The organism is Brevundimonas sp. RM1 (genome assembly GCF_052907225.1).
Genome location: NZ_JBRERY010000029.1, coordinates 1 through 15,721 on the forward strand (window position 1 = coordinate 1; position 15,721 = coordinate 15,721).

The 15,721-nt window shown below is 64.1% G+C and carries 17 protein-coding genes and 1 pseudogene; 3 read left to right on the forward strand and 15 right to left on the reverse strand.

The features are described from left to right. Positions 1–119: 119 nt before the first annotated feature. The 3 genes from ACU5AP_RS14825 to ACU5AP_RS14835 all read right to left on the reverse strand — a co-directional run bounded on the left by ACU5AP_RS14825 (position 120) and on the right by ACU5AP_RS14835 (position 2,384). Positions 120–500, reverse strand: coding sequence for an excalibur calcium-binding domain-containing protein (locus ACU5AP_RS14825; RefSeq protein ID WP_376782485.1), 381 nt, complete (start codon positions 498–500; stop codon positions 120–122). Positions 501–553: 53 nt separating this feature from the next. Further along, complete coding sequence (locus ACU5AP_RS14830; protein ID WP_249750293.1) at positions 554–1,717, reverse strand: site-specific integrase; 1,164 nt, start codon at positions 1,715–1,717, stop codon at positions 554–556. Between the two features lie 448 nt (positions 1,718–2,165). After that, the gene (locus ACU5AP_RS14835; RefSeq protein WP_446681432.1) at positions 2,166–2,384 is read right to left on the reverse strand and encodes a hypothetical protein; all 219 of its coding nucleotides are present in this window, start codon (positions 2,382–2,384) and stop codon (positions 2,166–2,168) included. Positions 2,385–2,396: 12 nt separating this feature from the next. Between ACU5AP_RS14835 and ACU5AP_RS14840 the strand changes: the two genes are divergently transcribed. Then, positions 2,397–2,750: a SemiSWEET family sugar transporter gene (locus ACU5AP_RS14840; RefSeq protein ID WP_446681433.1), complete on the forward strand. Its 354-nt coding sequence runs from the start codon at positions 2,397–2,399 to the stop codon at positions 2,748–2,750. 3 nt (positions 2,751–2,753) lie between these two features. Here ACU5AP_RS14840 and ACU5AP_RS14845 read toward each other — a convergent pair whose 3' ends face one another. Genes ACU5AP_RS14845 through ACU5AP_RS14860 form a run of 4 tightly spaced genes read right to left on the reverse strand, consistent with a single transcriptional unit; the run spans position 2,754 to position 8,714 of the window. Continuing rightward, a complete protein-coding gene (locus ACU5AP_RS14845; protein WP_446681434.1) occupies positions 2,754–3,893 on the reverse strand; it encodes a hybrid sensor histidine kinase/response regulator in 1,140 nt (379 codons plus the stop codon). Continuing rightward, entirely contained in the window at positions 3,890–4,465 is a 576-nt protein-coding gene (locus tag ACU5AP_RS14850; RefSeq protein WP_312163297.1) for a chemotaxis protein CheB, read from the reverse strand. Before ACU5AP_RS14850 ends, ACU5AP_RS14845 begins: the two co-directional genes overlap by 4 nt. Continuing rightward, the gene (locus tag ACU5AP_RS14855) at positions 4,462–5,286 is read right to left on the reverse strand and encodes a CheR family methyltransferase (RefSeq protein WP_112999473.1); all 825 of its coding nucleotides are present in this window, start codon (positions 5,284–5,286) and stop codon (positions 4,462–4,464) included. Before ACU5AP_RS14855 ends, ACU5AP_RS14850 begins: the two co-directional genes overlap by 4 nt. Before the next feature lie 8 nt (positions 5,287–5,294). After that, positions 5,295–8,714 carry a response regulator gene (locus ACU5AP_RS14860; RefSeq protein ID WP_446681435.1) on the reverse strand — a complete coding sequence of 1,140 codons (3,420 nt, stop codon included), beginning with the start codon at positions 8,712–8,714 and terminating at the stop codon, positions 5,295–5,297. A 179-nt stretch (positions 8,715–8,893) separates the two neighbouring features. On the opposite strand from ACU5AP_RS14860, the gene ACU5AP_RS14865 reads away from it, so the two are divergent. Then, positions 8,894–9,499, forward strand: coding sequence for a cysteine hydrolase family protein (locus ACU5AP_RS14865; RefSeq protein ID WP_446681436.1), 606 nt, complete (start codon positions 8,894–8,896; stop codon positions 9,497–9,499). On the opposite strand, the gene ACU5AP_RS14870 is transcribed toward ACU5AP_RS14865, so the two are convergent. Genes ACU5AP_RS14870 through ACU5AP_RS14880 form a run of 3 tightly spaced genes read right to left on the reverse strand, consistent with a single transcriptional unit; the run spans position 9,496 to position 12,087 of the window. Then, positions 9,496–10,509 (reverse strand): DNA topoisomerase IB, encoded by a 1,014-nt coding sequence (locus ACU5AP_RS14870; protein WP_446681437.1) that lies wholly within the window; start codon positions 10,507–10,509, stop codon positions 9,496–9,498. The two genes, ACU5AP_RS14865 and ACU5AP_RS14870, sit on opposite strands and share 4 nt — an antisense overlap. Before the next feature lie 58 nt (positions 10,510–10,567). Beyond that, entirely contained in the window at positions 10,568–11,269 is a 702-nt protein-coding gene (locus ACU5AP_RS14875) for a Crp/Fnr family transcriptional regulator (protein ID WP_446681438.1), read from the reverse strand. 56 nt (positions 11,270–11,325) lie between these two features. Continuing rightward, the gene (locus ACU5AP_RS14880) at positions 11,326–12,087 is read right to left on the reverse strand and encodes a Crp/Fnr family transcriptional regulator (protein WP_446681439.1); all 762 of its coding nucleotides are present in this window, start codon (positions 12,085–12,087) and stop codon (positions 11,326–11,328) included. 439 nt (positions 12,088–12,526) lie between these two features. Between ACU5AP_RS14880 and ACU5AP_RS14885 the strand changes: the two genes are divergently transcribed. Then, positions 12,527–13,255 (forward strand): Crp/Fnr family transcriptional regulator, encoded by a 729-nt coding sequence (locus tag ACU5AP_RS14885; RefSeq protein WP_446681440.1) that lies wholly within the window; start codon positions 12,527–12,529, stop codon positions 13,253–13,255. 48 nt (positions 13,256–13,303) lie between these two features. Here ACU5AP_RS14885 and ACU5AP_RS14890 read toward each other — a convergent pair whose 3' ends face one another. The 5 genes and pseudogenes from ACU5AP_RS14890 to ACU5AP_RS14910 all read right to left on the reverse strand — a co-directional run. Next, positions 13,304–13,804: a YciE/YciF ferroxidase family protein gene (locus tag ACU5AP_RS14890; RefSeq protein ID WP_446681441.1), complete on the reverse strand. Its 501-nt coding sequence runs from the start codon at positions 13,802–13,804 to the stop codon at positions 13,304–13,306. Between the two features lie 200 nt (positions 13,805–14,004). Next, a complete protein-coding gene (locus ACU5AP_RS14895) occupies positions 14,005–14,598 on the reverse strand; it encodes a DUF4142 domain-containing protein (protein ID WP_312163314.1) in 594 nt (197 codons plus the stop codon). Positions 14,599–14,616: 18 nt separating this feature from the next. Further along, the gene (locus tag ACU5AP_RS14900) at positions 14,617–14,856 is read right to left on the reverse strand and encodes a hypothetical protein (protein ID WP_446681442.1); all 240 of its coding nucleotides are present in this window, start codon (positions 14,854–14,856) and stop codon (positions 14,617–14,619) included. A 129-nt stretch (positions 14,857–14,985) separates the two neighbouring features. Then, the gene (locus tag ACU5AP_RS14905) at positions 14,986–15,123 is read right to left on the reverse strand and encodes a hypothetical protein (RefSeq protein WP_313039449.1); all 138 of its coding nucleotides are present in this window, start codon (positions 15,121–15,123) and stop codon (positions 14,986–14,988) included. Between the two features lie 129 nt (positions 15,124–15,252). After that, positions 15,253–15,721, reverse strand: a pseudogene (locus ACU5AP_RS14910) (NADPH-dependent FMN reductase); the annotation flags it as partial.

A 15,721-nucleotide genomic window follows, 5' to 3' on the forward strand; every position in this document is an offset into this window, starting at 1 on the left:
TTCCATGATTCCAAAATAATGGAATTAATGGTGTCGTCAACCAAGCCGGGAACGCTAAGCAAGGATGGAATGTCAGCTGTCCGTCGAGAAGCCAATGACTGCTCCTGGCGCAAAGCGGATCAATAGCCGCCACGCGGCGGCTCGCAGGCGAGGCCGTCACCATCGCCGTCCATCCAGGAGCGATATGAGGGATCCCAACTGGGGATGTCTTTTCGGCCGGCTGCCCGCACGGCCGTGCAGCCGCTGTAATGCTGATCGGTCGTGCGCACTTTGACATATGACGCGACTGCTGCGCGAGGAGCTGATGGCGTGATCGCGAACCAGGTCAGGGCAAAAGCCACAACAGCGGTTAGGCCGACGACGGCAGCAAAAGGTAGCTGGAAGGGGCGAGCAGGGGGCGCTTGCCGGTGAGATCTATGGGGCGATTTTCGGCGCATCAGCACACGATGCTCGCTGAAGGTTGAGCGGCCGTTACGATGTTGATCGGCGTTCTCTGACATCGCCAGGGCGACCGTCAATCGAGGTGAGAGGGCTATCTGGAGATGGCCCAGCTTCACCCCAGCGCTGACGCCAGCCGTCCCGCGATCCGCGTCGCCGCTTCTCTCACCGGGTGGTCGGCAAGGTGCGCATACCGGGCGGTGGTCTGAACCTGAGTGTGTCCCAATAGCTTGCCGATCATCGGCAAGCCTTCGCCCGCCAAGACGCCGTCCGACGCATAGGTGTGGCGAAGGTCGTGAATGCGAACGTCTTCCAGGTTGGCAGTCTTACGAATGCGCCGCCACGGATGCTGGAGATCGGTGAGGTGGCTTCCTTCCAACTTGCCGACGATGACGTAGGGATTGCCGTCAACCTCAGGCAGCTTGCGCAGCAGTTCGACGACGGCGTCGCCCAGGTAGACCGTCTTCGCTCCGGTCTTGCTGTCCGGCAGCCGGAAGCGGCCAGCCCTGAAGTCGATATAGCTCCACTTCAATGTCTGGATTTCGCGCAGGCGGCAGCCGGTGAGCAGCAGCAGCCTGAAGGCGGCGACGGCGAAACGGCTTTCTGCGCCTGTGCGCTCGGCCTCTTGAAGGGCCGCGCCCAGGCGCTCGATCTCTTCGGGCGACAGGAAGCGCTCTCGCTTGCGCTCGGGGAAGGCCTTCACGTCGTCGCATGGATTGGTGCGCTTGTCCCGCATGCCCCAGACCTCGGCCAGGTTCATCATCTTGGAGAGAACGCCTAGGACCCGGTTCGATTGGTAGGGGGTATGGGCATACTTCCCATGCAACTCCGCCACGTCGGCCGAGGTCACTGTCCGAACCCTCTGTTTGCCGAAGAACGGATTGATGAAGAACTGAATGGCTCGCTTGTACTCGTACTCGGTGGTCGGCTTGCAGCGCACGGCGACATGTTCCTTGAGGAAGCGCGCTCCCAACTCCTGAACCGTCGCTGCCTGACGCTCCATGTCGCGCAACGTCGCTGGATCGGCCCCGCCGCCGCGAACGGCGCCCAGCATCCGGTTGGCCTCTCGTCGCGCGATCTCGGCCGTCACGACGCCATGCTGGCCCAGCGCCATGCGTCGCGTTCGGCCGTGCCGCCGATACTGGATCAGATAGAAGCGTTTGCCATTTGGCATCACGCGGACGCCGAAACCCGGCAACTCGCCATCGAAAATAATGTAATCTCTGGCGCGAGCCTCGAGGCGGTCCACCACGCGCTTGCTCAACTTCTCGCTGGCCATCTCCAAGTCCTTTTCTGACGAAGTCGCCGCGTTTCAAGCCGGTTGTTCCGTGGAAGCAATATGGAAGCGGTTGGCGGAAAAGCAGGGCGAAATAGATCGCAGAAACGGTGAGTCAGAATGGCTGGGGCGTCAACAGAAAGTCAGGCATAGTAGGGGTTTAGCGTTCAATAAGAAGCGCCGTCGCGAGAAGTGAAAACTCTAAAAATCGTTCTCATAACCTGAAGGTCGCAGGTTCAAATCCTGCTCCCGCATCCAAGTTTAAAAAGCCCCGATGGCATATGCCTCGGGGCTTTCTGCTGTCTGCGCCGAAGCAATGAGAATACGGGCTCGCTCTTATGGCCTGCGCTCCGCATGCTTATGACTACGGTGTGATCCTTCCTAGTGAAGTCGACAGGCTCAGTTGTTTCAGCCGGACGTCAGGGCAAGTGGTTCTCCTTCGCCAAGCTGCTTACGTGCCGGTGCCGAAGCCCTTGGAGCCGCCGGCTCCGGCGGCTCCATCGCCGCCTGTTGAAGGCGTTGCGTTTCTGTCGGCGGGATTATTGTTCGCTAAGGGGTCTTGATTGGCTCCCGTCTTCCGGGCCTGACGACCGGCCTCGACTTCTTCGCCCTTCAGATCGGGAGCATCGGCCTGATCACGGTTGGGGTTATTGGGTTGGACGTCGGTCATGATGATCTCCTGTTGGTTGAATTGAGCCAATCAACAGGCGCAGAGGCTGTTCCTGCGGCTCCGCTACACGATAAGTTTTGGGAAGCGGTCGGAACCTCAGCGCGAGGCTCGGCTGCTGCGCTCTGCTCAATCAGCAGTTTTGCGCCTCAGGGCTATAAGATCTGGAGGGAGCGTGATGCGTCGGCGGTCAGCCTGAAGACCTATTCGCTGACCGTCAGTTGTTTCATTCTGTGGACGATCTATGGCGTCATGGTCTCGGCTTGGCCGGTAGCGTTCGCCAACGCCTGCGCCTTGTTCATGGCGTCAGGCGTTTTGCTCATGAAATGGCGTTTCAGAGACAGAAAGCCGGGCGCGACGCCGCCCTGAACATCACGCGGCGATGGGCAGGCGCACCGTGAAGCAACTGCCTTGACCGGGGCCGTCGCTGGCCAGTTCTATCGCGCCGTCGTGCATCTCGACCAATTGTTTGACCAGCGCCAGGCCGATGCCGAGGCCCTCCCGCGAACGATCGTCGGGGCCTTTGGATTGGGTGAACAGATCGAAGATGCGACCTTGCATGTCATGCGCCACGCCCACGCCGTTGTCGGCGATGTCGATCCGCACGTGGTTCTGATCGACGTCGGCCGAGACGCGGATCTGACCTTCAGGCGGCGTGTATTTGGCGGCGTTGGTGAGCAGGTTGCTGACCACCTGCGAGAGGCGCGTGAAGTCCCCTTTCAACCACAGGGGCTGGGCAGGCAGGGCGACCGTGAGGTCATGCGCCCCGGCCTCGATCTTGGGGCGACTCGTGTCGACAGCGGACTCGATGATGCTCTGCAGGCTGACGCGCTCGCGCTTGAGGGAGATCTTGCCTTGGTCGATCCGGGCGACATCCAGCAGATCTTCGATCAGGCGTGAGAGGTGGTGGGCCTGAATCTCCATGCGCGCGTGGATGCCGGCCTTCATCCGCTCGTCAGATTGACGCTCCAGCAGTTGAAGACCCGCCCGCAGAGCCATGATGGGATTGCGCAACTCATGGCCCAGCATGGCGATGAAGTCGTTCTTGCGCCGATCGGCGGCGCGCAGGGCGTTGGCGGAGGCTTCCAGCTCGTTGCGTTGGGAGAGGATTTCCATCCGCTGGCGATAGAGGTCGATGAAGACCTTCGCCTTGCTGCGCAGGATGTCCGTTTCGACCGGCTTCTGGATGAAGTCCACCGCGCCGGCCTCGTAACCCCTGAAGCGACGCTGCAGGTCCGCGCTACCCGCCGTGACGAATATGATGGGGACGTGGCGCGCGTTCACATTGCCGCGCATGAACTCGGCCAGCTGGAATCCGTCCATGCCCGGCATCTGCACGTCCACCAGCGCCAGGGCCACGTCGTGAACCAGCAGTAGCTCCAGAGCCTCGTCGCCCGAGCGGGCCTTCAGGCAGACCACGCCCTCGCGCTTCAGCAGCGCCTCCAGCGCGAGCAGGTTCTCTTCAAGGTCGTCGACCAGCAGAAGATGGATCGGCTGTTCCGGGCTGGTCATGCTTTTCCGAGACCTTTCAGATGTTCGGCGATGCGTTCGAGCGGCAGGGCGAGGGCTGCGTCGCAGGCGTTGCGGGCGGCCTGGGGCATGGCCTGGGCGTAGGCAGCCGCGGGCTCCTCCACCAGGGCGATCCCGCCCGCAGCGGCCACGGCGCTCAGTCCTGCGGCGCCGTCCTCGTTGGCGCCGGTCAGGATCACGCCGGTGAGGCCGGCGCCGTAGGCGTCCGCCGCGCTCTCGAACAGTACGTCGATGGAGGGGCGGGAGTAGTTTACGGCTTCGTCGGAAGACAGGGCCAGATCGCCGTTGCTCTCGACCAGCAGATGGTAGTCCGAAGGGGCGAAATAGACCACGCCGGGACGGGCGGTCTCCTTGTCTTCGGCCTCCTTGACCTCAAGCAGGCATTTGGCCTCGAACAGAGGGGCCAGGACGTTGCCGCGGTCGGCCGGGACGTGCAGGACGATGAAGATCGGCCAGGGAAAGTCCGCCGGCAGCGTCGGCAGAAGAGCGAGCAGCGCCTGCACGCCTCCGGCGGAGGCGCCGATCGCCACGGCCCGGTCCGGGGAAGGCTTCACGGTTCACGCTTCCTGTAGATCTTCTCCGCCGGGACGAACTCTGAAAAGGCGGCTGCATGGCGCGAGAAGCGCAGGTTCTCCTTTGATCCGATGCCCAGAAAACCGTTGCGCGCCAAGGAGTCCTGGAACAGGCCCACCGCGCGATCCTGAAGCCCCCGGTCGAAATAGATCATGACGTTGCGGCAGGAGATGAGCTGCATCTCCGCGAAGACGGCGTCCGTAACCAGGCTGTGGTCCGAAAAGACGACATTGGCGCGCAGCGACTTGTCGAAGACAGCCCGGCCGTAGTCCGCCGTATAGTAGTCGGACAGCGACGATCGTCCGCCGGACTTCTGATGGTTCTCGGTGAACTTGCGAATGCGATCGAGGGGATAGATCCCGGCTTCGGCGGCGCGCAGGGCGTCAGGATTGATATCGGTGGCGTAGAAGAGGGTGCGGTCAAACAGGCCTTCCTCGCGGAAAAGGATGGCCATGGAGTAGAGTTCCTCTCCAGCGCTGCAGCCCGCGATCCAGACCTTGAGCGAAGGATAGGTGCGCAGGTGGGGCAAAACCTGCTCGCGCAGGGCGCGGAAATAATCGGGATCACGGAACATCTCGCTGACCTGAACGGTCAGGAAGGCGAGCAGACGCGGCAACATTTCGGGGTCGTGCAGCACGCGTTCCTGCAGGGCCGTCAGGCTCGGCATGCCGAAATGGCTGCGCGCCTGAAGCAGGCGGCGCTTGATCGACGCCCGCGCATAATGGCGGAAGTCATAGTGGTAGCGTTGAAATAGCGCCTCGAGCAGAAGCCCGATCTCGATGTCCTCGATCTCGTTCGTCATGGCGGAACTCAGCGGGGCATCCAGACGCGGACCAGGGACAGCAGCTTGTCCACGTCCAACGGCTTAGCCATGTAGTCGTTCGCCCCGGCCGCCATGCAGCGCTCTTGGTCGTCCGGCATGGCCTTGGCGGTCAGCATCAGCACCGGCAGCGTCTTCCAGCGCGGATCTTTTCTCAGCTCGCGCGTGGCCGCCAGACCGTCCATGACCGGCATCATCACGTCCATCAGCACCAGATCGACGGCCTTCGACGGGTCGGTTGAGGATCGCTCCAGGGCCTCAAGCGCCTCCTTGCCGTTGCGGGCGATCTCGATCATGGCGCCGCGCGGTTCGAGGACGTTGGTCAGGGAGTAGACGTTGCGGACGTCGTCCTCGACGATCAGAATCCGACGCCCCTCCAGCACGGCGTCGCGGTTGCGGGCCTTGCGGATCATCTTCTGCTGTTCGGGCGGCAGCTCCGACACCACCTGGTGCAGGAAGAGGGACACTTCGTCGAGCAGGCGCTCCGGCGACTTGGCGCCCTTGATGATGATGGAGCTGGAATAGCGGCGCAGCTGCTGCTCGTGATCGGGCGATAGATCGCGCCCTGTATAGACGATCACCGGCGGGAAGCCGTGACCGCCTTCGCGGCTGAGGGTCTCGAGCAGGGAAAAGCCCGACGCGTCCGGCAAGGTCAGGTCCAGCACCATGCAGTCGAAGGTCTGGCTTCTGAGTTGTTCCAGGCACTCGGCGGCGGTGCCCACGCCTACGGTCTCCACATCGCCTGAGGCCAGCAGGCGGCTCACAGCGTCGCGCTGGACCACGTCGTCCTCGACGATGAGCACTCGACGCACGGTGCGGGTCAGCTTGTCCTCCAGGGTGCGCAGAACCTCGGCGAGATCTTCGCGCTTCACCGGCTTGACCAGATAGCCGATGGCGCCCAGCGACAGGGCGGTCTGGCTGTGATCCTCGGCCGAGACGACGTGGATCGGAATGTGGCGGGTGTCGTCGTCGCGCTTCAGCACGTCCAGAACGGTCAGGCCCGACTGGTCGGGCAGGCCCACATCCAACACGACCGCGCTGGGGCGATGGCGCTTGGCCAGCTTGAGGGCCTCCTGCGCCGTGCCCGCCACAATGCACTGGAAGCCCAGTTCGCGGGACAGGTCGCGGACGATGGCGGCGAAGCGGTCGTCATCCTCCACCACCAGCAGCAGCCGGCGCGTCCCTGCCAGATGATCGCGGTCGTCCTCTATGCTTGCCGGCACATGAGACAGGCGGCGCTCGGAAGGCGTGTCCGATTGGGGCGAAATTTGTGGGGCAGGGGCGGGCGTTTCACGAGAGGCGACCTGCGCCGCGTCATAGGCGCGCGGCAGAGAAAGGGTAAAGACGCTCCCTTCGCCCAGACTGCTTTCCAGCGTTATCCGTCCGCCCAGCAGACGCGCCAGTTCGCGCGAGATCGACAGGCCCAGGCCCGTGCCCCCGTATTTGCGGCTGATCGTTCCGTCAGCCTGTTGAAAGGCATCGAAAACGCCCTTCTGCTGCTCGGGCGATATGCCGATGCCGGTATCCGACACGGCGAAGGCGACCCTGTCGCCGGGCTGGGCCGAAATGCTCAGCTTTACCGTGCCGCTTTCCGTAAACTTGAAGGCGTTCGACAGCAGGTTCTTGAGGATCTGCTCCAGCCGCTGACGGTCGGTCTCCATCAGGTCGGCTCCGGCGTCCAGCTCGATGTCGAAAGCCAGGCCGCGATCGTCCGCCACCGGCTGGAAGAGTTGGCGCACGTCTTCGGTCAACCGCTGCATCGACACCGCTTCGGGGCGCGCCTGGATGTGGCCGGCTTCGATCTTGGACAGGTCGAGGATGTCGTTGATCAGGGCCAGCAGGTCATTGCCGGACGACTGAATGGTGCGAGCGTAGTTGACCTGCTCCTCGGACAGCGTTCCCTCCGGATTGTCCGCCAGCAGCTTGGACAGGATCAGCAGCGAGTTGAGCGGGGTGCGCAACTCATGGGACATGTTGGCCAGGAAGTCGGATTTGTACTGGCTGGCCTGCTCCAGTTCGCGCGCCTTCAGCGTCAGAGCCGAGGCCCCGCGCTCCAGATCGTCGCGCTGAGTCTCCAGAAGTTGGGCCTGCTCCTCCAATTGGCTGTTGGTCTGCTCCAGCTCCGCCTGTTGCTGCTCGAGGCGCACCTGGGACTCCTTCAGCGCGCGGCCCTGCTCCTCCAGCTCTTCATTGGAGACGCGCAGCTCTTCGCTCTGGACCTGGAGTTCCTCGGCCTGGCGTTGGGTTTCCTCCAGCATGTTCTGCAACTGCGCGCGGTAGCGGGCGGACCGCAAAGCCGTGCCTATGGCGGGGCCGGCCTCTTCGAGCAGCGCCATGAGCCGTTCGTCAGGCGAGTGCAGGAAGCCGAGCTCCAGAACCGCATTGACGGCTCCGTCCGCTCGCGCCGGGGCGAGCACCAGGTGCCGAGGCTTGTCGCGGCCCAGAGCCGAACCGATCGTCAGATAGCCTTCGGGCACGTCAGACAGGGTCAGAACCTGACCTTCAGCCGCCACCTGACCGAGCAGTCCCTCACGCAGGCCGAAGCGCTCTGCGATGGGCGCGTCAGACGGCACGCCGAGGGCGGCGATGCGCCGGTAGAGGCCGCCTTCGCCCTTGAACAGGGCGCCGGCTTGCACGCCGGCATAACGCCCCAGATAGGCGAGGATATTGTCTGCGAGCTGTTCCAGGGACTGATCGCCCATCATGGCGGCGGCCAGGCCGACCTGCCCTTCGTGCAGCCATTCCTGGCGGGCGCGCGCTTGCGCGCTGCGGCGGATCAGGGTGAAGACGACAATCGTCAGCGCCGCTCCCAGCAGGCCGGAAAGCACGCCGCTGATAAGCGCCGTCCGATAGGCGGCGTCCATTTCGTTCAGACGCAGTTGGCGCACCCGCTGCTCTTCCTGGCGCAGGAGCGTGATCTGGGCGCGGACCGCATCCATCTCACGCTTGCCCTGGTCCGTCTCCATGCGCGCCAGGGCGGCTTGCATTCCTTCGGTGCGGCGCGCCTGAAGCGTCGCTCCCAATTCAGCCATCTTGGCGTCGATGTGGCGTCGCAGTTGGCGCAGATGGGCTTGCTGGGTCGGGCTGCCCTTCGTCAGCTCGCCGACGTCGTCCAGGCGTTGCGCCAAGTCCCTACTCGCGGCTTCATAGGGCTGCAGATACTGAAGGTCGCCCGTCAGCAGATAGCCGCGTTGCCCCGTCTCCGCATCCTGAGCGGCGGACAGCACTTCATCGACCGCGACGATCACCCGGTGTGTATGGATGATCTGCTGGTTGTTGGCCCGCAAGACTTCCACGTTGCGCCAGGCGATGACGCCGGTGGCGAAAAAGAAGGTGAGAACAAGGGCCAGCCCCAGCGTCGCCCAGGCTTCCATCTTCGAGCCCGTGGACGGGCGGCGTGGCGATTTCATCAATCTGCAAAACCTTGGCGAGCCTCGGGAAACACCCTGCCTACAGGCGGGAGCGACCCGTGCAATAACCTATGCTGGACTCATCGCACAGGCTTGGCGAAGAGCGAGGCTGGGGATCGCACGTCCTGTGTTCAAGTCCGTCAAGGGGAACCCCGTGGAGGCCTGAGCTTTGCCTGCCTATGGCTTCCGGCATCCACTTCGGCCCCATACCGGCAAACGCCGTCCATCTGTGCGTGGACATGCAAAGACTGTTCGCGGAGGACACCGCTTGGCGCACGCCCTGGATGCCGCGCGTCCTGCCTGTGGTCGTGCGTCTGTGCGAGCGCAAGGCCGAGCGTACCTGTTTCACCCGGTTCATTCCCGCCCGCTCGGCCGAAGAGGGGCGGGGAGCCTGGCGTCGGTATTGGCGGCGATGGGCCTCGATGACGATTGAAAATCTGGGGGAGGAACGGGTGGAGCTTTTGCCCGAGTTGCAGGCATTCGTTCCGCCCGGACAGGTGTTGGACAAGGCGTGCTATTCTCCCTGGGTCGGCACGGGTCTGGCGTCGGCTCTGATGGCGAGCCAGGTCGACACCTTGGTGGTGACGGGCGCCGAGACCGACATGTGCGTGCTGGCCACCGTTCTGGGCGCCGTGGATCTGGGTTTTCGCGTGGTGGTGGCGTCGGACGCTCTGTGCAGTTCTTCAGACCAGTCGCATGACGCCTTGCTGGGTCTCTATCACGACCGTTTCGGCCAGCAGATCGAGACGGCGGAATGCGACGAAGTTCTCGAAGCTTGGATCTAGGCGGGGCCGCCCAGCAATCGCGCCAGGCTCGAATCGAAACCTTGAGCGTCTGGACCAGGCAGTAGGGTTGTGAGGCTTCCGGTTTCATAAAGTTCAATCACACGCGGGTGCACATAGGAGGCCCGGCAGACCGTCGGCGTATTGCCAAGCAGGCCCGCGATCGTTCTCATGCAGGCTGAGACGTTGCGTCGGGCTTCGGTTTGGGACGTGGGGAGGGCCATCTCGCAGAAGGCGCGGGCGGCGGACACGGTGGCCGCCCAGGTCCGGAAGTCCTTGGCGGAGAACTGATCCCCCATGGCCTCGCGGATATAGGCGTTCACGTCGTCTGAACTGATCGGCTTCAGAACGCCTTCGGCGTCGCGGTATTTGAAGAGGTGCTGGCCAGGCAGGCCTTCCAACCCGCGCATGACGCGCGCCAGACGCCGGTCGCTGACCTTGACGCAGTGTTCCTTGCCGCTCTTGCCCCGGAACTCGAAGATCAGGGCCGAACCGTCGACTTCCAGGTGGCGTTTGCGCAAGGTCGTCAGGCCGAAACTGCGGTTCTGGCGGGCATAGGCGGCGTTGCCGACCCGGATCAGGGTGATCTCCAGCAGACGGACGGCCGACGCCACTACCTTCTCCTTGCAGGGCCCCCGGCGCGATAGATCGTTCTCCACCCGCTCGTGCAGCCGCGGCAGGCGGCGAGCGAAATCAGGCAGGCGGGCGAACTTGTGCGAGGCGGCCTGAGCCGTCCATTCGGCGTGATAGCGATACTGCTTGCGGCCGCGCGCATCGCGTCCCGTCGCCTGGATATGGCCGTTCGGGTCAGGACAGATCCAGACCTCCCGCCACGCAGGCGGAATGGCCAGGTCGTGGATTCGCTTGAGGATGCTCTGATCGCGGACCAGGCGGCCTTTGGCGTCACGGTAGCAGAAACCTCGCCCGCTCCGGCGACGCGTGAGGCCTGGGGTCTCGTTGCTGGACCAGATCAGTCCGTCGTAAGACGGCGGCTGGGTCGCGCTCGTCGGCATCTCTGCGGCTCTGGCTGAGTTTGGGTCTAGGCAACGCCAGAGCGCAGCTTCGGCTCCCTCATGCGGCGCCGCAGCGGCACGAAAGATCTGAGAGGCTGGCGGCGTCCAGGATCGACGCCTTTCCGCGGCTGAAACGCACGGCGCCCATCGCCTGCAGGTTGCTGGCGGCGGCGTTGATGCTCGTTCTTTGGACGCCGAGCATGGCGGCCAACTGGGCCTGCGTCAGGCGAAGCGCCGCGCCGTTGCCGCCGTGGTGCAGGCGAAGCAACCATTTCGCCAGACGCTCCGACACGCGGTGCGAAGCATTGCAGGCGGCTTCCTGCTCTAGAAACGTCAAACGCTGAACCGCCTGAAGAGCGATGAAACGCGACAGCCAGTCGTAGCCCAGCGCTTCGCGGACGGCGGCGGCTGGAACGCGAAACAGCCGAACATCCAAAAGCGGGCGCACGTCGGCGCCGCTGCCGCTGGAGCCCAGGGCGTGATCCCAGCCGTAGACGGAGCCGGAGACGATCGGCGCCACGCAGACGTCGCTGGCGGCGGGAAAGACGCCCAAAACCCCCGACAGAATGAACCAGAGGTGGTCCCTGTCCAGCGGGGTCTGCGCATCGCCTGCCAGGTCGAGCTCCACCCCCTCGGCGATCAGACGCTGTTGGGCGTCCGACGGCAGGGCGCGATAGACTGGATGGTCGTGGATGTTGGGGCGGGAACGGCCGATAGGCCGTGCGGGCGAGGGGAGAACGACGGCTGAATCTGCGGGCATGGGGCCTCCTAGCCTGAAGCCCTGCCATGGATGTCGACGAACCCCACTTACATGGGTTAGTCGCGGCTGGGCGGCGCATCCGCGAGGTCGTCGGCGACGCTGAGCCCCGCGGCCAAGGCCAGACCCTGCAGGTTAGGCAGGATGGCTCGCCCGGTCCGGTAGTCGACAAGGCCTGCCCGTCGAAGCTGCTGCAGCGTGCGGTTTATATGCACGGCGCTGAGCCCCAGGATGTCCGCCAGCATGTCCTGGGTCAGGGGGAGATGAAGAACGCCGGGCTCGACGGCGCCGAGGCGGCTTTGCCGCTCGTACAATTCCAGCAGAAGATGGGCCGTCCGCTCATAGGCGCTGAGCCGCCCCAGACGGATCACGTGCCGCGCCAGGCGCAGACGCTCCGCAGAGCGGACCTGGCGCCAGGCTTCCAGCAATCGGGGGCTGACGTCGACGCTTTCTGAAATCGCCTCCCACAGCAGGGAGGCGTTGAGGGTGGAAGCGTCGGTCAGGGCCCAGACCGCCATGTCGGCGTCCACGGCGTCGGCGGCCAGGATGACGTCGCCGGGCAGGCTGAGGCCCACGATCTGCCGCCGGCCGTCTTCCAGCATGGCTCCGCGCGCGATCCAGCCGCGGGCCACGACGCGGGCGTCCTGACGTTCGGGGTGAAGGGACACAGACCCGCCGGGCGGGTGGACCAGCGCCGGACCGTGGAACCAGCCGCGGACGCGATCGACGTCGGCGGGCGACAGCGCGACGAAGCTGGACAGCATCCGCTCCAGCGACGCCGCGGCTATGTCTACATCATCTTGATAAGACTGATTCTTCATCCCTCTGACCAACAGCACGGCCGGAGGTGTTTCGTTCTTTACATAGGTTAGTCGGACCGCTCGACCGTGACGCTTGCGCCATCGTCATCGGAGCTCTTCTAGGCGCGGTAGTAGGAATCCGAGCACAGGGTGCGAAGCTGCCTCCATGTGGCCTTGCCTTCCAATTGGAAGAGTTCGGCCTGGGTATACCGATCCGAGATCAAGGCTTTTCGCACTTCGCTTGGAATGCGGAAGCGGCCGCTGCGGGCCAACTCAAAGGCGCGTTCGATAACTGGTGTTCTATTCACGATACAAACTCCCCTGTTACGCGAAGATAATGCGGTTCAAGCTCCAGGGTTTCTCTGTGTCGCATTTGCTGCCTTGGTGACCTTGGCGGCTTTCCTGCGGCGCAACATTCGCGAAGAACCGGCGTTGTGTTTCCGCCAACAAGGGGAGCGAGATGCACGACCACAGCCGTCTTCTGGAGAACAAGCTTGAGCGCCGCGATGTCATCACGGACTGCGAACGGCAGGCCTTGCGAAACGTGCTGACCGATGTGGTTCTGAAGCCCGCCGGCAGCGACATCGTCTCCCAGGACGCTCTGGTCGATCATTCCAGTCTGGTCGTCGACGGCTTCTGCGCGCGTTATCGCGATCTGAGCGACGGGCGGCGGCAGTATACCCAGATCAACCTGCCTGGCGACTTCATCGACCTGCACGGCTTCGTTCTAAAGCGTGTCGATCATGGCGTGCGTGCGCTGTCGGACTGCCTGATCGCCGAGGCGCCGCACGACCGGCTGCGCAAGCTGACTGAAGAGCATCCGCATCTCACGCGCTTGCTGTGGCTGGAGACGGTGGTGGACGCCGCGATGCACCGCGAATGGCTGCTGGCGCTGGGTCGACAGGAGGCGCTGGAGCGGACGGCCCTGCTGGTCTGCGAAATCTACGCCCGCCTGGAAGCGGTGGGTCTGGCGCGTGACGGCGCCTTTCGCTTTCCCATCATACAGGCCGAGATTGCGGATCTGCTCGGCATGTCCGCCGTGCACGTGAACCGTACGTTGAAGGTCATGCGCGAGGCCGGATGGCTGGAGTGGACGGGGTCTGAGGTTCGCATCCTGGAATGGGATCGTCTGGCGGACGCGGCCGAATTCAATCCCTCCTATCTGCGGCTGGAGCGACTGCCGGTTTAGCGCCGCATGACGGCCCCGCCGCTGATCGGGCGGCAGGGCCGTCGGAAGTCAGGCGGCGGGCTTCAACGCCTCGGCGTTGATCGCGGCGTCGGCGATGGCCGTCAGATCATCGTCGGTCTGGCTCTCTTCCTGCAGGGTTTCATCAAGCAGTTTGACGGCGTCCTTCAGCCCCATCACCTCGGCCCAGCGCTTGAGCGTGCCGTAGCGGGTGATCTCGTAATGCTCGACCGCCTGGGCGGCGGCCAGCAGGCCAGCGTCCAGCGCCGCCGAATCCTTGTACTCTTCGGCGATCTCGTCGCCCTCGGCCAGGATGCCTTCGATGGCGTCGCAGGTTTTGCCGCGTGCGGGCTTGCCGATGATCTCGAACACCTGTTGAAGGCGCTCGATCTGCCCTTCCGTCTGCTCGTGGTGCTTTTCAAAGGCTGCCTTGAGATCGGGCGACTGGGCGGCGCGCGCCATCTTCGGCAGGGATTTCAGGATCTTGCGCTCGGCGTAATAGATATCGCGCAAGGTGTCGTGAAACAGGGTCTGCAGCGTTTTCTCAGCCATGGGGCTCTCCTGAATATGAAAGGGGGAGCTTGCGAAGCGACAGGCGCACAAGCCCGTTCCTTAGTGTTCGGATCTGGACAGGACCGCGGGCAACGGAACCCCGCAAATAGACGCCGTAGAACGCGGCGCGGGGTCGCTGAATAGAAAGAAGGGGCGGACCGCAGTCCGCCCCTTCGCGCCGTTTTAACTTTCGGGGTGCGTCAGCCGGCCAAGTTGGATTGCAACTGCTTGGCGCGCTCCAGGTGGGCTTCGATCTTGGGCAGGACGGTGCGGGCGTGCTCCGCCAGGGCAGGGGCGTCCGTCTTGTCCGAGAAGCCGCGATGCAGGGTGACGGCCTCCTCATGGGCGGCGACCTGCTGGTCGATATAGGTCTTGTCGAAGTCCGCCGCCGAGGCTGAGCGCAGGTTGTCGATCAGGCCCTTGCGGCGCTGATCCAGTTCGGTCGGCAAGGTCGTGTCCGGCGCAGCCTGCCCGGCGGCGGCCTTTAGAGCGGTCGAGGCGGCTGTATGGTCCGTCTTGATCATCTGCGCCAGTTCCTTGACCTGGGCGTTCTTCGATCGCTCCATGGCGATGTCGGCGGCCTGGATCTCGTACATGTCGCCCATGGCGGCGTTCGGGACATAGGCGCTGACCATATTGGCGCCCATGGTCGCCGCCGAGGTCTGGCCCACCGGCTCGGAAACGGCGTCCTGCGCCTTGTCGACGGCTTCGGACCCTTGCTGTTGATTACAGGCGGCCAGGGTGAGAGCGGCGGCTGAAACGGCCAGGACGGCGGCGGTTTGCTTCATCATCATTTTAAACTCCTTGGGTGATCAGGACTTGGCGGCCATGCCGGGCGTGACGGGGGCCAGTTCTTCCGCCTGAGTTTTGGGCGGGGGCGCGTCGGCGTGCTGAAGGCCGTCGTCCGGCGTTTCGCGAATGGACAGCACGGCCTCGTGCGCGCGCATCAGCGGGGCAGCGGCGTCGACGGCCTGGGCGTCGGTGGGCGAGGCCACTAGCAAGCGTCTTTGAGGGCCGCTGTCGCTGCCGACCACGACTTCATAGAAGCGCATTGCGGCCTCCCGTGGCGAGAACGCCCGGCGGGCGGCGATGGCGATCGGTCATGTCTTTATCCTCCCTGTGACGGGAGCTTAAGCGGCGGGACGCTGCGGTGTTCCAAACGCTCAAGCCTGGACATGCCGTCACATGGCGCGTTCCAGGGGCGCTTCGGCGCCGGTCATCCGCGGATCCGGAGACTTCGTTTGCGTGCGGAGGAAGCCGGTCGCCGCCGTGGCCAGGTAGACGATCAACAACAGGGCCAGAAGCGTTCCGACGAGCATCAACAGTCGCCGCGGACGTCGCAAAACCTCAGGCTTTTCCTTATTCGCGAGGGGCAAAAGAGACTCCTTTCGTACTGAGGGGAGAAGGGATCGACGCCAGGCGTGTTCCATACGGCGCCGGTCAGTTTCCTATTTTCGGCGTGGGGCTTTGAGGTCTGGCTCAAGGGGTTCCGACGCGCCGTTGCGTCGCGCCAGCACGGCCAGGGTCAGTTTCTCGGCCGTCAGCCGCACCTCATCCTGAACGGCTCGGTCGCGATCCAGGGCGTCGTGACTGGTGGCGTAGGGCTCCCAATAACCGATGTAGCGGTCGATCTCCGCGTCGGCGCCGACGCTCGACAACTTCATTGAGACCAGCCAGTCGGACAGAGAGCGGCGCACGTTCTCTGCGCCTTCCGTATCGCCATGAACGACCAGGGCGAAACGCCGACCCGCTAAATGGCGGGGATAGGGCCAGTCGGCCAGCTCCAGCGCCTTGGCCATTGAAACAGTCTTGCCGTGCGTCGTGGTGGGGTCGGGATTGCCGCCGTCGGCGCAAACCAGCCGGTCCATCATCAGCTTGAACGGGCTGGAGGCGTGATACCAGTTGACCGGGGTGACG

Excerpts from the sequence above, each read along its gene's own strand:
- ACU5AP_RS14870 (WP_446681437.1), bottom strand. The coding sequence starts at position 10,509 with ATGCCGACGAGCGCGACCCAGCCGCCGTCTTACGACGGACTGATCTGG.
- ACU5AP_RS14875 (WP_446681438.1), bottom strand. The coding sequence starts at position 11,269 with ATGCCCGCAGATTCAGCCGTCGTTCTCCCCTCGCCCGCACGGCCTATC.
- ACU5AP_RS14835 (WP_446681432.1), bottom strand. The coding sequence starts at position 2,384 with ATGACCGACGTCCAACCCAATAACCCCAACCGTGATCAGGCCGATGCT.
- ACU5AP_RS14895 (WP_312163314.1), bottom strand. The coding sequence starts at position 14,598 with ATGATGATGAAGCAAACCGCCGCCGTCCTGGCCGTTTCAGCCGCCGCT.
- ACU5AP_RS14845 (WP_446681434.1), bottom strand. The coding sequence starts at position 3,893 with ATGACCAGCCCGGAACAGCCGATCCATCTTCTGCTGGTCGACGACCTT.
- ACU5AP_RS14900 (WP_446681442.1), bottom strand. The coding sequence starts at position 14,856 with ATGCGCTTCTATGAAGTCGTGGTCGGCAGCGACAGCGGCCCTCAAAGA.
- ACU5AP_RS14905 (WP_313039449.1), bottom strand. The coding sequence starts at position 15,123 with ATGCTCGTCGGAACGCTTCTGGCCCTGTTGTTGATCGTCTACCTGGCC.
- ACU5AP_RS14855 (WP_112999473.1), bottom strand. The coding sequence starts at position 5,286 with ATGACGAACGAGATCGAGGACATCGAGATCGGGCTTCTGCTCGAGGCG.
- ACU5AP_RS14860 (WP_446681435.1), bottom strand. The coding sequence starts at position 8,714 with ATGAAATCGCCACGCCGCCCGTCCACGGGCTCGAAGATGGAAGCCTGG.
- ACU5AP_RS14880 (WP_446681439.1), bottom strand. The coding sequence starts at position 12,087 with ATGAAGAATCAGTCTTATCAAGATGATGTAGACATAGCCGCGGCGTCG.
- ACU5AP_RS14830 (WP_249750293.1), bottom strand. The coding sequence starts at position 1,717 with ATGGCCAGCGAGAAGTTGAGCAAGCGCGTGGTGGACCGCCTCGAGGCT.
- ACU5AP_RS14890 (WP_446681441.1), bottom strand. The coding sequence starts at position 13,804 with ATGGCTGAGAAAACGCTGCAGACCCTGTTTCACGACACCTTGCGCGAT.
- ACU5AP_RS14885 (WP_446681440.1), top strand. The coding sequence starts at position 12,527 with ATGCACGACCACAGCCGTCTTCTGGAGAACAAGCTTGAGCGCCGCGAT.
- ACU5AP_RS14865 (WP_446681436.1), top strand. The coding sequence starts at position 8,894 with ATGGCTTCCGGCATCCACTTCGGCCCCATACCGGCAAACGCCGTCCAT.
- ACU5AP_RS14825 (WP_376782485.1), bottom strand. The coding sequence starts at position 500 with ATGTCAGAGAACGCCGATCAACATCGTAACGGCCGCTCAACCTTCAGC.